This window comes from Enterococcus cecorum (genome assembly GCF_052119425.1).
Taxonomy (GTDB): Bacteria; Bacillota; Bacilli; order Lactobacillales; family Enterococcaceae; genus Enterococcus_E; species Enterococcus_E cecorum_C.
Map to the genome: position 1 here is coordinate 54,975 of NZ_JBQKFH010000001.1, position 13,895 is coordinate 68,869.

Annotated in this window: 9 protein-coding genes; all 9 read left to right on the forward strand. The window is 38.8% G+C overall.

What is annotated here, in order from left to right:
• Positions 1–79 precede the first annotated feature (79 nt).
• The 9 genes from ftsA to gltB all read left to right on the forward strand — a co-directional run bounded on the left by ftsA (position 80) and on the right by gltB (position 13,895).
• Positions 80–1,420 carry a cell division protein FtsA gene (ftsA, locus tag ACTQZM_RS00220; protein ID WP_441652516.1) on the forward strand — a complete coding sequence of 447 codons (1,341 nt, stop codon included), beginning with the start codon at positions 80–82 and terminating at the stop codon, positions 1,418–1,420.
• A 20-nt stretch (positions 1,421–1,440) separates the two neighbouring features.
• The gene (ftsZ, locus tag ACTQZM_RS00225; RefSeq protein ID WP_441652517.1) at positions 1,441–2,691 is read left to right on the forward strand and encodes a cell division protein FtsZ; all 1,251 of its coding nucleotides are present in this window, start codon (positions 1,441–1,443) and stop codon (positions 2,689–2,691) included.
• 23 nt (positions 2,692–2,714) lie between these two features.
• Positions 2,715–3,383, forward strand: a complete 669-nt coding sequence (locus ACTQZM_RS00230) for a YggS family pyridoxal phosphate-dependent enzyme (RefSeq protein ID WP_441652548.1) — start codon at positions 2,715–2,717, stop codon at positions 3,381–3,383.
• Between the two features lie 20 nt (positions 3,384–3,403).
• On the forward strand, positions 3,404–4,021 hold the full coding sequence (locus ACTQZM_RS00235; protein ID WP_349277337.1) for a cell division protein SepF: 618 nt from the start codon (positions 3,404–3,406) through the stop codon (positions 4,019–4,021).
• Positions 4,022–4,085: 64 nt separating this feature from the next.
• Positions 4,086–4,340: a YggT family protein gene (locus tag ACTQZM_RS00240; protein WP_441652549.1), complete on the forward strand. Its 255-nt coding sequence runs from the start codon at positions 4,086–4,088 to the stop codon at positions 4,338–4,340.
• 18 nt (positions 4,341–4,358) lie between these two features.
• On the forward strand, positions 4,359–5,141 hold the full coding sequence (locus ACTQZM_RS00245) for a YlmH family RNA-binding protein (RefSeq protein WP_441652518.1): 783 nt from the start codon (positions 4,359–4,361) through the stop codon (positions 5,139–5,141).
• A gap of 19 nt (positions 5,142–5,160) precedes the next feature.
• Positions 5,161–5,835, forward strand: a complete 675-nt coding sequence (locus ACTQZM_RS00250; RefSeq protein WP_349277341.1) for a DivIVA domain-containing protein — start codon at positions 5,161–5,163, stop codon at positions 5,833–5,835.
• Positions 5,836–6,326: 491 nt separating this feature from the next.
• Positions 6,327–9,122 carry an isoleucine--tRNA ligase gene (gene ileS / locus ACTQZM_RS00255; protein WP_441652519.1) on the forward strand — a complete coding sequence of 932 codons (2,796 nt, stop codon included), beginning with the start codon at positions 6,327–6,329 and terminating at the stop codon, positions 9,120–9,122.
• 279 nt (positions 9,123–9,401) lie between these two features.
• A complete protein-coding gene (gene gltB / locus ACTQZM_RS00260; RefSeq protein WP_441652520.1) occupies positions 9,402–13,895 on the forward strand; it encodes a glutamate synthase large subunit in 4,494 nt (1,497 codons plus the stop codon).

A 13,895-nucleotide genomic window follows, 5' to 3' on the forward strand; every position in this document is an offset into this window, starting at 1 on the left:
ACAGTGAAAACTAAAAAAAGTTAAGTTTGAACAAATTTTGTTCTATTTGATAGTTAAAAATTAGGAGGGAGCCCCATCCATGGCAAAAACGGGAATTTATGTTGGGCTTGATATTGGTACGACATCGGTGAAAGTCGTTGTCGCTGAATATGTTGATAGCCAAATGAATATTATCGGTGTCGGCAATGCGAAGTCTGAAGGAATTAATCGCGGAATCATTGTTGATATTGAAAAAACGGTCCAAGCAATTAAACGCGCAGTTGGACAAGCAGAAGAAAAAGCAGGTATTCAAATTCGTACGGTGAATGTTGGTATTCCAGCAAATCTTTTAGAAGTTGAAGACTGCCAAGGTATGATTGCGGTCAATAACGACTCTAAAGAAATCACTAATGAAGATGTCCGTAATGTTGCTTCTGCTGCTCTAGTTCGTTCAGTTCCACCTGAAAGACAAATTATTGCAGTTTTACCACAAGAATTTACGGTTGATGGATTCGAAGGAATTAAAGATCCACGTGGCATGATTGGTGTCCGCCTTGAAATGTACGGTGTGATGTTTACTGGACCTAAGACAATTATTCATAATATCCGTAAATGTGTCGAAAAAGCAGGGTTAACCATTGGCCAAACCATTATTACCCCACTTGCTTTAACTGAATCTATTTTATCTGATGGTGAAAAAGATTTCGGTACGATTGTGATTGATATCGGTGGCGGTCAGACAACAACTGCTGTGATGCACGATAAACAATTGAAGTTTACAAACGTGAATCAAGAAGGTGGCGAATATGTCACTCGTGATATCTCTACTGTTTTAAATACTTCATTTAATAATGCCGAAGCGTTGAAAATTAACTATGGTGATGCCTATCCTGCACGTACATCTGCAAGTGAAGAATTCCCAGTTGATGTCATTGGTAAGGCAGAACCAGTAAAAATTGATGAACGTTATTTATCTGAAATCATCGAAGCTCGTATGGAACAAATCTTCACGAAAGCCAAAGATGTTTTAGATGAAATTGACGCGCTTGATTTACCAGGTGGTGTCGTATTAACTGGTGGGGCAGCGAGTCTTCCAGGTGTGGTTGACTTAGCACAAGAAATCTTAGGCACACCAGTGAAATTACATGTACCAAATCATATGGGCTTAAGAAATCCTGTATTTACAAATGTCATTAGTTTAGTGGACTATGCTGCAAGTATGAGCGAAATTACCCAAGTGGTTGTTTCAGCCATTACTGGAGAAAGTGTCGTGCCTACTACTTCATCTACACCGGCTGTTCCAACACCAGTGCTCCCAGATGAAGAAACAGATTATGAACAAACAACTTATGATTCAAATGAGAACTACTATGATGAAGAAGAACATCAAGAAAAAGTCACAGATAAGATTAAGAATTTCTTTTCTAACTTTTTTGAATAGTTGATAGGAGGAAATCGATAATGGAATTTTCAATTGATAATAGTGTAAATTCTGGCGCGATTATTAAAGTAATCGGTGTCGGCGGTGGCGGTGGTAATGCCATTAACCGCATGATTGAAGAAAACGTAAAAGGTGTTGAATTTATCGTAGTCAATACGGACGTTCAAGCTTTACGCGCCTCAAAAGCTGAAACAGTTATCCAATTAGGACCTAAATTCACTCGTGGTTTAGGTGCGGGATCTCAACCTGAAGTAGGGCAAAAAGCTGCTGAAGAAAGTGAAGAAGCGATTCGCGAATCATTAGAAGGTGCGGATATGGTCTTCATTACTGCAGGTATGGGTGGCGGAACAGGTACAGGAGCTGCACCAATCGTTGCTCGTATCGCTAAAGAAATCGGTGCTTTAACTGTTGGGGTAGTGACACGTCCATTCACTTTTGAAGGGCCAAAACGTGGTCGTTATGCTGCAGAAGGTATCGCTAAATTAAAAGAAAACGTAGATACTTTATTAATCATCTCTAATAACCGCTTATTAGAAATTGTTGATAAAAAGACCCCTATGTTACAAGCTTTCCGTGAAGCTGATAATGTATTACGACAAGGAGTTCAAGGTATTTCTGATTTAATTACTGCACCAGGTTATGTGAACCTTGACTTTGCCGATGTGAAAACAGTTATGGCTAACCAAGGTACTGCTTTAATGGGTATCGGGGTTGCTAGTGGCGAAGAACGTGTGGTTGAAGCTACTAAACGTGCGATTTCTTCTCCGTTATTAGAAACTTCTATTGATGGGGCCGAACAAGTCTTACTTAATATCACTGGTGGCTTAGATATGACTTTATTTGAAGCACAAGATGCAGCAGATATTGTGGCACATGCTGCAAGTGGTGATGTAAATATTATCCTTGGTACTTCAATCAATGAAGAACTAGGCGATGAAATTCGTGTAACTGTTATTGCGACTGGTATTGATCCAAGTAAACGTGAAAATACTTCTGGTCGCAGTCATCGTGCTAGCCAAATTCACACAACTCAACCAAAACCAGCTCTTGATTTAGACCAAGCACGTCCAACAACCTCAACAACGAATGAAGATAATTCATTTGGTGATTGGGATATTCGTAAAGAACAAAATGTCCGTCCTAAAGTAGATGATGCACAATTTGAAAATGTTGAAAAACGTGAATTTGAAACATTTAATAAAGAAGAAGTAAAACCGGCTGAAGATGAGTTAAGTACACCTCCATTTTTCCGTCGCAAACGCAATAATTAAGCAAAAAAGGAGACCTGATCATGGTGTTAGCTGATAATTTAAAACAAGTGCAACAATCTATTCAGAATGCATGTGATCAGGTTGGTCGTAGTTATTCTGAGGTAACTTTAGTAGCGGTTACTAAGACTGAAGATGTCCTAACAACTCAGGCGATGATAGCGTTAGGTCAATTTCACTTAGCAGAAAATCGCTCGGATAAATTTTTAACTAAAAAACAAGCTATAAATAATCCGATGGTTGTCTGGCATTATATTGGCAATTTACAACGTCGTAAAGTAAAAGATATTATTAATGAAGTTGATTATTTTCATGCTTTAGATAGTCTAAAATTGGCTGATGAAATTCAAAAAAGAGCGCAAAAAGTTGTTAAGTGCTTTGTTGAAGTCAATGTTTCTGGTGAAGAGAGTAAGCATGGATTTACGCTTGAAGAGACAAAAGACTTTATCTTATCACTCCATGCGCATGATAAAATTGAAGTTGTTGGCTTAATGACAATGGCACCTTTTGATTCTACAGTTTCAGAACAACATGCGATTTTTAATAAATTAAAGCAAATGCAATGCGAAATTGAGCATATGGCTTTAGAGTATGCTCCTTGCCATGAATTAAGTATGGGAATGTCTAATGATTTTCCAATTGCTGTTATGGAAGGGGCGACCTATGTCAGAGTCGGTACTGCATTGTTTAAGTGAGACGTGAAAGGAGGATACCCATGAGCATTTTGGAAAGAGTTCAAAGTTTTTTTGGTATGAGTGATGAAGAAGATATTGAAATGAATGGTTACCAAGAGGAAGAAAAAAATGAAGAATATCCAAGTGTAACCAATCGTATCAATAATCCTACATCTCAAAATAACCAACCTACTAGACAGTCGTTTTATCAACGTTCAGTAGTAAATCAGTCTCAGGATTATTCGTCACAGCATTCACAAGAAAGTAATTATAATAATCGATCACAACAATATCACTCTCAGACACAAAATGTTGTTTCTATGCAGCAGTCTAGAATGAATAAATCGACAGCTTCTAAGCAGCGCAGTACAAGAGAAACTCATGCTAATAAAATTATTATCATTGAGCCTAGAGCCTATTCAGAAGCTATGAAGATTGCTAAGCATATTATGAATGGTGAGTCTGTATTAGTAAATTTCCATCAGATTGAAGAGTATCAAGCAAGACGGATTGTTGATTTCTTGACTGGTACTGTTTATGCTGAAAATGGGGATATCAAACGTGTAGGTAATGAAATCTTCTTATGTACTGCACAAGGAGTAGAAATTGATGGGACAGCACAATCTTTAATGGATGCCAATATGTTGGAAATTCAATAATTCTTTTGTCAGTTTAGTGTTTGCTGACAATGATTAGGAGGACAAGCTTATCCTATTTTTACTAATTAAATTAATTGGTGATGTAGTATATCTTTATACAACATTACTTGTTATCTATGCATTATTATCTTGGTTCCCAGGTGGATACCAAAGTAAATTTGGCCAACTTTTAAGTAAGATTTGTGAGCCATATTTAAGTATATTTGATCGGGTGAAATTACAATTCGGACCGGTTGACTTTACGATTATTTTTGCCGTTTTAGTGTTACAATTAGCTAGTCAGGCATTGATTCGTATTTTATTATTTTTTGTATATTAATTAAAGGGGGTGGCTTTTTTGAACGCAAATGTGTATCAACATTTTCGGGAAGATGAGCGCCCTTTTATTGACACTGTAGAAGAATGGTTAGAAAAAGTGGAAATGCAATATGCGCCCGTTCTAACTGACTTTTTAGATCCAAGACAAGCCTATATTTTAGAGACATTGATCCGTCAAAATTCTGATTTAGGTTTTCGTTTTTATGGTGGTTATGAATCAAGTGAGCGAACGCGCTGTTTGATTTATCCAGATTATTATATTCCAACGCAAGAAGATTTTGAAATTACACTCTTTACCATTCAATATCCTAAAAAGTTTGCTCAATTAAGTCATAGTAAGATTCTAGGGACTTTATTATCTACTGGGTTAAAACGTCAATCATTCGGTGATATTATTTCTGATGGGGAAAATTGGCAAGTCTTAATGTCTAAAGAAATTAGTCATTATGTGCAGACTCAGGTAGAAAAAATTGGCAAAATCTCGGTGCGTTTAGAGCAAGCCAACTATACAGAATTAATTGTTCCTAAAGATGATTGGACCTTAGAACAGGCAATTGTGAGCTCTTTGCGGATCGATGTGGTGATATCCAATGTCTTTAATATCTCGCGTCAACGTTCAAAACAACTCATCGAATCCAATAAGGTTAAGCTCAATTGGATGGAATTGCAAAGAGCGGATTTTGTTTTGGATTTATTAGATATTGTATCAATAAGAGGATTTGGTCGCCTGCAGATTCGTGCGATTGAAGGGACGACTAAGAAAGAAAAAATTCGTTTATCATTGGGTGTGTTACGTAAATAAATATTATGAGGTGATTGCCATGGCTTTAACTCCATTAGATATTCAAAATAAAGTATTTTCAAATAAGATGCGCGGCTTTGATCGTGATGAGGTATTAGACTTTTTAGATTTAGTAGCGCGTGATTATGAAATTGCTGTGCAAAAAAATCGTGAGCTAGAAAAATCTTTAAAGCATGCGGAAGAAAAATTAGCTTATTTTAACGAATTAAAAGATGCGTTAAATCAATCTATCATTGTGGCACAAGATACAGCAGATAAGGTGAAATCAAGTGCTACCAAAGAATCTGAAGTATTAGTAACTTCTGCACAAAATAAAGCCAATGAATTGGTTGCAGATGCGGAAAAACGTGCTTTCCAAATTACACAAGCGGCAGAAGATAAAGCAAAAGAAATTCTTTCAGATGCCACTCAAAATGCGCGTCAATTAGTTCTAGAAACCAACGATTTGAAGAAGAAAACACGCGTCTTTTACAATAGCTTATTACTGAAGCTTGAAACCCAATTACAAGAAGTGAAAAGTCCAGAATGGGATGATATTTTGGCACCATTTTCAACTTATGTGCCAGATTCATCTACTGTTTTGAAAGAAGTTTTAGAACAAACACTTGACAACGAGGTGGATGTTGAAGTAAACTCTCAATTAGAAGTTTCTAATCAAGAAGACGATGAAACTGATTCATCTTTAACTGAATAAATATTAGTGGAACAGAAAGCATTATTTTATTTTTCCTAGCGAGTCGGTGAGAGTGAAAGACCGGTAAACCCTGGAATAATGCAGATCATCCTAAGTTTACTATCCTGAACCCATCGTATATGGTAAGTAAGGGTAGACGGCTCATCTCGATATCGATGTCAAAAGGAAGATTTTATATCTTTAAATTTTGGGTGGTACCACGATTTCGTTCGTCCCTATGCTGAATTAGCATAGGGACTTTTTTTATTTAGGACGTGAAACAGCTGGTCAGACATGAAGAAATTCGTGTGCTTACCTACCGCTGAGAAAATCGGATGAAAGGAGATTTTCTCAAGCGGGAGGGCGAATTTCACAATGTCTAGCTGTTGAACGCCGATGATTAAGGATGTGAGCCGGCGAACACAGATTAAACATGGATGTGAAGCGACTTGATTGGTCCACTGAATTATTTTTTAGATGATTTTTAATAATTAAAAGGGGAGACAAGATAAATGAAATTGAAAGAAACACTCCATCTTGGAAAAACTGGTTTTCCAATGCGTGGGAACTTGCCAAACCGTGAAGGCGAATGGCAAAAGGAATGGGACGAAAAAGATTTATATGGTCAACGTCAAAAATTAAATGAAGGTAAACCAAGTTTTGTTCTACACGATGGCCCTCCATATGCGAACGGGAACATCCATTTAGGACATTCTTTAAATAAAATCAGTAAAGATATCATTATCCGCAGCAAGTCTATGTCAGGCTTCCGCGCACCTTATGTACCTGGTTGGGATACACACGGTCTACCAATCGAGCAAGTTTTAGCCAAACAAGGTGTTAAACGTAAGGAAATGGATATCGTTGAATATCGTAAACTTTGTCATGATTATGCGTTATCTCAAGTAGATAAACAACGTGCTGACTTCAAGCGCTTAGGTGTTTCTGGTGATTGGGAACATCCATATGTCACTTTAACACCTGATTATGAAGCAGCTCAAATTCGTGTATTTGGTAAGATGGCTGAAAAAGGCTATATCTACAAAGGGTTGAAACCAATTTACTGGTCACCATCAAGTGAATCTTCACTAGCTGAAGCCGAAATCGAATATCATGATGTGAAATCACCATCAATTTACGTTGCTTTCAAAGTGGTAGATGGAAAAGATTTATTAGATACGGATACTTCATTCATTATCTGGACAACTACGCCATGGACCTTGCCTGCTAACTTAGGTATTTCTGCTAATCCTGATTTTGACTATGTACAAATCAAAGCAGATGGTCGCAAATTTGTCGTTGCGAAAGACCTATTAGAAACTGTATCTAAAGAAATTGGTTGGGAAAATGTTGAAGTCTTACAAGAATTCAAAGGGGAAGTCCTTGATTTAATGACGGCACAACATCCTTTCTATGATCGTACTTCATTATTAATGTTAGGTGATCATGTTACTTTGGATGCCGGTACTGGTTTAGTTCATACCGCTCCAGGACACGGGGAAGAAGACTACATCGTTGGTAAGAAATATGGTTTAGATGTGCTTTCTCCATTAGATAGCCGTGGTTACTATACAGCTGAAGCACCTGGTTTTGAAGGAATGTTCTATGACAAAGCCAATCCAGTTGTCACCAAGATGCTTGAAGAAAATGGTTCTTTATTAAAACTTGATTTCTTCACCCATAGCTACCCACATGACTGGCGTACAAAGAAACCTGTTATTTATCGTGCAACGCCGCAATGGTTTGCTTCAATTGATAAATTCCGTCAAGATATCCTTGATGAAGTCGAAAAAGTAGACTGGATTATCCCATGGGGTAAAACTCGTCTGTATAACATGATTCGTGACCGTGGTGACTGGGTAATCTCTCGTCAACGTGCTTGGGGTGTGCCATTACCTGTATTCTATGCAGAAAATGGAGAAGCAATCCTTACTCATGAAACCATCGAACATGTTGCTGAATTATTTGCTGAATATGGTTCAAATGTTTGGTTTGAACGTGAAGCTAAAGATTTATTACCAGAAGGCTTTACACATCCAGGTTCACCAAATGGTATCTTCACAAAAGAAACAGATATCATGGACGTATGGTTTGACTCTGGTTCTTCACATGAAGGTGTGTTACGTAATCGTCCTGAATTGAAATTCCCAGCTGATATGTACTTAGAAGGTTCTGACCAATACCGTGGTTGGTTCAACTCAAGTATTACAACAAGTGTAGCTATCAATGGAGTTGCACCTTATAAAGCAGTCTTATCTCAAGGATTTACTTTAGATGGTGAAGGCCGCAAGATGAGTAAATCATTAGGAAATACGATTGTTCCGGAAACAGTTATTAAACAAATGGGTGCTGATATCTTACGTCTATGGGTAAGTAGTGTGGACTATGAATCTGATGTACGTGTGTCGATGGATATCTTAGCACAAGTATCTGAAGTTTATCGTAAAATCCGTAACACCATGCGTTTCTTATTAGCAAATACGACTGACTTTGATCCAAAAGCAAATCGTGTGGCTTATGAAGATTTACGCTCTGTAGATAAATACATGATGGTTCGTTTAAATCAAACCATCGAACAAATCAGAAAAGAAGGTTATGACAAATACAACTTCTTACACATCTATCGTACAGTTGTGAACTTCTTAACCATTGACCTTTCTTCATTCTACTTAGATTTTGCCAAAGATGTGGTCTATATCGAAGCGGCTGATAATCATGAACGTCGCTGCATGCAAACTGTCTTTTATGATACTGCTGTGGCCTTGACAAAATTATTAACGCCAATTATCCCACATACGGCTGAAGAAATCTGGAGCTACCTAAAAGAAGAGGAAGAATATGTACAATTAGCTGAATTCCCTGAAGTTGAAACTTTTGCGAATCAAGAAGAATTACTTGATATGTGGAAAGCCTTCATGGACTTTAGAGATGATGTATTGAAAGCTTTAGAAGTTGCGCGTAATGAAAAATTAATTGGTAAATCAATGGAAGCGAAAGTAACGGTTTATCCAAATGAACAAGTTCGTGCTTTATTAACTGCTTTAAATGTAAACTTACCACAGTTATTAATCATTTCACCAGACTTCTTTACTGTCAGCGAAGAAGGTCTAGCAAGTGCGCCTGAAGCTGCTCAAAAATTTGAAGATGTAGCAATCTTAGTGGAACGTGCAGAAGGTCATGTATGTGATCGTTGTCGTCAAGTCAAAGCTAAATTAAGTGACCACGAACATCTAGAACATGTATGTGAACACTGTGCAGAAGTGATTGAATCAGAATTTCCTGAAGAAGCAAAAGTAGGCTTTGAATAAAAATCATAACTAAGTTTTTTAGAGGAAATCGCCGACCAGTCGATGAAAGCTGGTAGGTGCTTTCCTCTTTTTTTGTAAGAATGTGAATGAACACCGAGTATTTTGTTGGTTTTTAGTCTATTGATAACGATTCTCAATGAAAACAGTGAAAAATATATTGGAATTTTCTAAAAATTTATGTAATATTAAAAATATTCTTAAATAAACTCATTGAAAATTAATAATAAATGAGAAAATTGATTGTTGGTAGGTTTAGATGAAAAAAGGAAGGTGTAATCAATGACGACAGCAGAAAAATCAAAATTAATGTATGATCCTTCATTTGAAAAAGATGCTTGTGGGATGGGATTTATCGCGCAAAAAGATGGCAAAGCAAGTCACCAACTAGTCGACTATGCATTAACCATGTTAGAAAGAATGAATCACCGTGGGGGAACTGGTGCGGAGCCTGATACGGGTGATGGGGCAGGGATTTTAATGGCCATACCTGATAGTTTCTTCCAGAAAAAAGCGCAAGAAGTAGGCGTACAATTACCACCAAAAGATGATTATGCGGTGGCCATGCTATTTTTACCAAAAGAAGCCGAGCAAAAAGCAACTTTACAACAGGCGATTGTCAATGATATTGAACAAGCAGGCTATCATGTCTTATGGCAAAGAGATGTCCCATATGCATTTTCAAATTGTGGACCTGGTGCCCAAAAAGTGATGCCAAGTTTTGTCCAAATTTTTATTGAAAAACCAGTGGATACGAAGGCAGGACGAGCATTTGAAGATCAATTATTCTTGCTTCGTCGCAAATTAGAAAAAACGTATCTAGCAAGTGATTTGACGATTTGTACGTTATCGAGTCAGACAATTTGTTATAAGGGGATGTTGCATGCTTATCAAGTGCGTCTATTCTATCTAGATTTACAAGATGAAGCGATGGAAACAAGTATTGCCTTAACCCACTCGCGCTTTTCAACCAATACTTTCCCTAGTTGGAATCGTGCGCAACCTTTCCGCTTTTTAGCCCACAATGGTGAAATTAATACCTTACGTGGTGCGGAAAACTGGATGCACTCTCATCAGATTGAAGTCTATGATGAAGAAAACTCTGACTCTGCGAAATTAGAAAACTGTATGGAATACCTTTATCGCAATGGTCGTGATATGGCGCATGCGTTAATGATGATGGTCCCTGAGGCGTGGTCTAAAGAAGCCAATCTATCTGCCAGCCAAACAGCTTTCAATGAATATAATGCAAGTTTTATGGCGCCATGGGATGGACCAGCTGCTTTATGTTTTACTGATGGTCAATTAGTAGGGGCTGCTCTTGATCGTAATGGATTGCGACCTTCACGATATTCGATTACCAAAGATGGTTTAGTGGTTGTAGCTTCTGAATCTGGTGTGGTTGACCTTGAGCCAAGTACCGTGATTGAAAAAGGTGTATTAGGACCAGCCAATTTCTTCTTAGTGGATACCAAAACTGGTAAAATCATGCATTCAGCAGAAGTCAAAGCCCATTATGCGAGCCAACATCCGTATGAAAAATGGATTGCGAAAAATACGTTAACTTTAGACAAAATTGCCCCCGTTAAACAAACTGCGGCAAGCTATAGCGAACGTGACATGCAACAAATGTGGAAAGTCTTTGGATACACCGATGAAATGATTCGTACCGTGATTATTCCAATGGCTAAAGACGGGCAAGAACCGGTTATTTCTATGGGATTTGACTCTCCATTAGCGGTATTAAGTAAGAATCCACAGTCTTTATTTACGTACTTTAAGCAACAATTCGCGCAAGTCACCAATCCGCCAATTGATGCGATTCGTGAAAAGATGGTCATTGGTACAGAGTTATTCTTAGGTCGCGATGTGGATGTTAAGGCTGATATTGAGAAGAACTGTACGAAATTAAAAGTGGATTCACCGGTGATTTCAACTGAAGATTTCTTAAAGATTCAATCCTTAAAACAAAAAAATCATCGTGCTGTGACTTTATCGACACTCTATGATTATGAACCAGATAAACGTCATACACTCGAAAAAGCGTTAGAACAATTATGTCGAGAAAGTGAACGTGCCATCGACCAAGGCGCCACGATTTTGATTTTATCTGATCGTGATTATCAAAAAGGAAAACTTGCGATGCCGATTCTATTAGCGGTTTCTGGTTTGCATAATTTCTTAGTCCGTCAAGGCAAGGCGGCTTTGGCTTCGATTGTTGTCGATACAGCTGAGGTCTGCGAAGTGCATCATTATGCGATGTTGGTAGGCTATGGTGCAGGGGCGATTCATCCTTATGGGGCTTATCGTACTTTAGCGCATCTTGAATTGACCGACAAACTAGAAAATTACCGTCATGCGTGTGAAAAAGGCATTATCAAGGTGATGTCGCGGATGGGGATTTCGACGATTGCGGGTTATCATGGGGCACAACTATTTGAATCAGTTGGGCTAAGTGAGAAAGTTGTGAATGAATACTTTACTGGTACGCAAACTCGAATTGGCGGTTTAAGTTTAGAGCAAATTGAAGAAGAATATGCTAAACGCTATGAGCTTGCCTATGGTCCTAAAGCCAATGATTACTTGCCATCTGGCGGTAGTTTCCAATACAAATCAGACGGTGAACATCATTTATACAATCCTAGAACAATTTATAATTTCCAAAAAGCAGTACGTGCCGGCGATTATGCATTATTTAAAGAATATGTGGCGCAGATGGAAGCAGAAATGGCGGAAAATCCTACCACCATTCGCTCACAATGGGAATTTAAAAAGACTCGTCCAAGTATTTCACTTGATGAAGTCGAGCCAGCTGAACGCATTGTCAAACGTTTTAAAGTTGGGGCGATGTCTTATGGTTCTTTGAGTGAAGAAGCGCATAAATGTTTAGCTGAAGCGATGAACCATATTGGCGGAAAATCCAATAGCGGGGAAGGTGGTGAAAATCGCAATCGTTTCAAGGTGCAAGCAGACGGGCGTAACTTCAATAGCCGCATCAAACAAGTGGCTTCTGGTCGTTTTGGGGTTAATGCGGAATACTTGATGAGTGCCGATGAAATTCAAATCAAGATGGCACAAGGGGCAAAACCAGGTGAAGGCGGTCAGTTGCCAGCGAAGAAAGTCTTCCCTTGGGTAGCGGAAATTCGTGGTTCAACGCCAGGGGTTATGTTGATTTCACCACCACCACATCATGATATCTATTCTATCGAGGACTTGGCACAGTTAATTTATGACTTAAAGACGATTAATCCATATGCCAAAATCAATGTGAAGTTGGTTTCTAGTACAGGTGTGGGTACGATTGCGACTGGTGTGGTTAAAGCGGGTGCCGATGTGGTCGTGATTTCTGGTTATGATGGTGGTACCGGTGCTTCTCCGAGAAACTCTGTACGTGATGCTGGTCTACCATGGGAAATGGGATTAGCTGAAGCCCATCAAACCTTATCTATGAACCATTTACGTCAACGCATGACCTTAGAAACAGACGGTAAATTGATGACGGGTCGTGATATTGCGATTGCGGCGTTACTAGGTGCAGAGGAATTTAGTTTTGCCTCTTTAGCTTTGGTCTCTATCGGTTGTGTCATGATGCGTGTATGTAGCTTAAATACATGTCCAGTCGGGGTAGCCACACAAAATCCAGCCTTACGTAAATTCTTTGCCGGTAAGCCTGAACATGTCATTAATATGATGATGTTCTTAGCAGAAAATCTACGTGAAGTGATGGCTGAATTAGGCTTTAAGACAGTCGATGAAATGGTTGGTCACGGGGAAAACTTACAAGCACGCTTTGTTGCAAAAGGAAAGGCGAAATCATTAGACCATTCACGCATGATTGGCCATGAAATCGGGATTGAACGTAAAGTGGTTGATCCATTCTATGAAAAACGTCAATGGAAAGATTTAGATAGCTTTGCCAAAGGAGCGATTGAAGCCAAACAAGCTGTTACCGTTAGTCAAAGCATCAACAATGTCAATCGTAGTGTCGGTACACGGATGGCTGGTTGGATTGCGGAACGATTTGGAAATTATGAAGTTGATCCAGGTCTAATCAAATATGAATATACAGGTATTGCCGGTCAAAGTTTTGGGGCTTTCTTAACCCAAGGAATGGAATTAAAACTAATCGGCGAGGCCAATGACTATGTAGCGAAAGGTCTAAGTGGTGGTCGCATGATTATCGTGCCACCCAAAGATGCGGCTTATGATATCGAACATTCACCAATCGTTGGGAATGTTGCCTGCTTTGGTGCCAACCGCGGGGAAGCTTTCTTTAGAGGATTAGCCGGTGAGCGTTTCTGCGTTAGAAATAGCGGGGCTCATGTCGTGGTAGAAGGCTGTGGTGACCATGGTTGTGAATACATGACTGGTGGTGTGGCGGTCATCTTAGGTAAGACTGGTCGAAACTTTGGTGCTGGAATGTCTGGTGGGGTAGCCTATGTCTATGATCCAGAGCAAACCTTTAGCCAACGTTGTAATTTGGAAATGGTTGATTTATATCCAGTCGGCCAAACAACTGGCGATGAAGTCTTAAAAGAATTAATCGAAAAGCATCTAATGTATACAGATTCCGTAAAAGCGGCTGAAATCTTGAGTGACTGGGAGAATCAGCAACAATTCTTTGTCAAAGTTTATCCACATGAATATCATCGAATGGTAGATGCGACGGAAGAATTGGCACGAACTGGTTTAACAGGCGAAGAATTAGTCAACCAAGCATTTGAAAAAGTCGTGGGACCACAATTAAGTATCCCACAAGCACAAGGAAAGGGGTAA